2 protein-coding genes and 1 pseudogene are annotated in these 2,549 nt (G+C 42.7%); all 3 read right to left on the reverse strand.

Annotation, left to right across the window (positions count from 1 at the left end; translation table 11 throughout):
• Window positions 1–386 (reverse strand): annotated as a pseudogene (locus CHB62_RS14415) (hypothetical protein); the annotation flags it as partial.
• 28 nt (window positions 387–414) lie between these two features.
• On the reverse strand, window positions 415–756 hold the full coding sequence (locus tag CHB62_RS14420) for a hypothetical protein (RefSeq protein ID WP_009013213.1): 342 nt from the start codon (window positions 754–756) through the stop codon (window positions 415–417).
• 10 nt (window positions 757–766) lie between these two features.
• Window positions 767–2,549: RHS repeat-associated core domain-containing protein (locus tag CHB62_RS14425; protein ID WP_217899702.1), on the reverse strand; the 1,783-nt coding region annotated here is incomplete at its 5' end.

Genomic DNA, 2,549 nt, shown 5'->3' on the forward strand with positions numbered 1-2,549 from the left:
GCTGCATTCAATGCCAATTGTACCTTACCATCACTGCACAGACTCTTTACGACATCACCAATCGACCTGTCATTCCATGAGTAACAGCTCGGTGCCGTCTCCATACGATAAGTAGAGGAGTAGCCAGACACCTGTATACACCCGAAGTCGCTGCCATCACGATGCAACTCAATATTTGTCACTATGCCACAGAAGAATGGTTTGCTCGCAGCCTTCACTATGATATCTTTGCCGAGCCACTCTTTACTGCTACTGAGGTTATGCACCTGTCTGTTACCTCCCGACTCAAGGTCAACTGTGAGGTCAAAGTGATGATGTGCACCAGTACTTTGGTCGATACGAAGTGATTTAAAAGAAGAAAGTCCATTCTTTCCTATTTTTAAGATGTTAAAAGTAAAAAGATAGTTCTAGGCTCTATAAAATAGATTTAGCCCAATCAAACACCTTTCTTGAAAATTTTGACGTTTCAATATCTTCAGGAAGGACTAAAGTTATTTTATTACAATCTGAAGCAAAGTTACTATTAAATATAAGTAAAAAAGGACCTTCGCCAGAATCCCTATTTGTATAATATCCCTTTTCATCCATAAGGTCGAACATCATCTTGTTTTTAGCTATATATATATCAGTTGTATTATCCTCATTATCAATAATAATATAAGGATTATCCCATAAAGAAAAAGATTTCTTCATTTCTTGGATAAATAACTCTTGCCTTTTATGTGTATATAAAACGTAATCAATACCTGTAAACATAACTTATTATTTATTTTTTACATGGATTAAGACCTTTTCTTTTAATCTTATCCTTAGGAACCTCTAAATCTCCCTCTACATATTTAATAAAACTACCTCTATCTCCTTGAATATCTTTTAACATGGTTTCATCAATTTCAAATTCAAAAAAATGAGATGATTTTTCAGAAGTAAGACCTAATTTTTTATATCCATTTTTCGATTGAGAAAGCATTTCAGGAGACTTAGTCGTGACATAAACTCCATTGGGGTGTCCCTTAACTGGATTATTGGCTTTAAACTTTATAGGGTTTTGAGAATTAATTATATTATACCCTTTTTTACTCGTATAATGGTAAACTGTAATTAATTTTAATCCAAACAGGTCTATCCAACTATTAGAATCGTGAACGTAGGCGTATAATGTAGGATTACTACCTCCTAACTTTATCGGGTCTTGACTGATATAATTACCAATCCTCGGGTCATAATATCTGAATCTGTTGTAATACAGTCCAGTCTCCTCGTCCTCATACTGACCTAACTGGCGGAAGGGGATGAACTGCCTGCTGCCGTGAAGGTTGCGGACGTTACCATAGATGTCATAGTCTGCCTGCCAGACAACATTACCGTTATCATCGTATGCCTGGACGGGACGGCCGATGTAGTCGCTGATGATGCTGTAATGCCTGTCACCAACTATCTTGGCTGTTGGGACATAGCTGTCACTATCGTAAACCCACGTGATGAGATTCTCAACTGGTTCTGGCCTGTCGAGTGTGACCTCGCCAGTCTCGGTAACAATCGTGTTCGGACGGTCAGCCTCGGCATACTCCCACTCATGCAGGATGACATCACCATCCCAGAGGTAGCGGTATACACGTCCGTCAAAGACCTTCTCAATGCGTCTACCTAAAGCATCATACCTGAACGTTACGGTTTTGCCGTCTGGTCGTGTTACACTCCTAAGCATACCATTGGCTTGCCACGTATAGGCATAGTCACCGCTCTGCCAAGCAAGGAACTTATCCCGCATCCCAGTTTCAAGGGATGGTCCCGACCTGCGCATGGTCTTGAGCACAAGGTTACCATGGCTGTCATAATAATACCGCCACTTCTTGTCCTCACGCAGCTGTCCACCACGCCCATAACTCCTGTCCGTGCGGTCGGGGCTGTCGTACACGTTACCCATTGCATCCGGGTTACGCCACTGACTGCTGCCGTCACCATACACAGCCCCTGACAGAGAACCGAAGGTATCATAATCGTAACGGACACTTCTACCGTTTATTGTGTCAAACGTTCGTAAAAGACGAAGATTATCGCCCCAAGTATATGACTTGTCATACAGCGTTTGACCATTATGCCGGACACGCTGATGTGCAGGGCGGCCAATGCTGTCATAGTGCATAGTATTCTCTACACAGCCAGGCATCATACGTGATGTTTCACGCCCGAACCTATCGTATGCTATATTCGCTTCCCAAGGCTTCCTCTGTCCTGACATAGCAGCTGACATGTGGTTGACAGTGCCTTTTATATCATATCCGTAGGTAATACTTCCTCCTAATGCACTGACAATATTTGAAAGTCGGGAACGCTCATCATACTTATGCTCCACTGTACGCCCGTCCTGGGTTTCCTTTATGACCTGTCCCAATGCATTACGCACAAACTCCGTCACACTGTCCCTGTTGTACGCTTTGGTGAGCCGTCCTACCTTATCGTACTCCCAAGCCTCCCAGCTACCATCGGTATACTTGTTAAAAGTAAGTCGTCCAGCCTGGTCATGCTGATGATGCACAGCCGTACCA

This window comes from Prevotella jejuni (genome assembly GCF_900187995.1).
Taxonomy (GTDB): domain Bacteria; phylum Bacteroidota; class Bacteroidia; order Bacteroidales; family Bacteroidaceae; genus Prevotella; species Prevotella jejuni.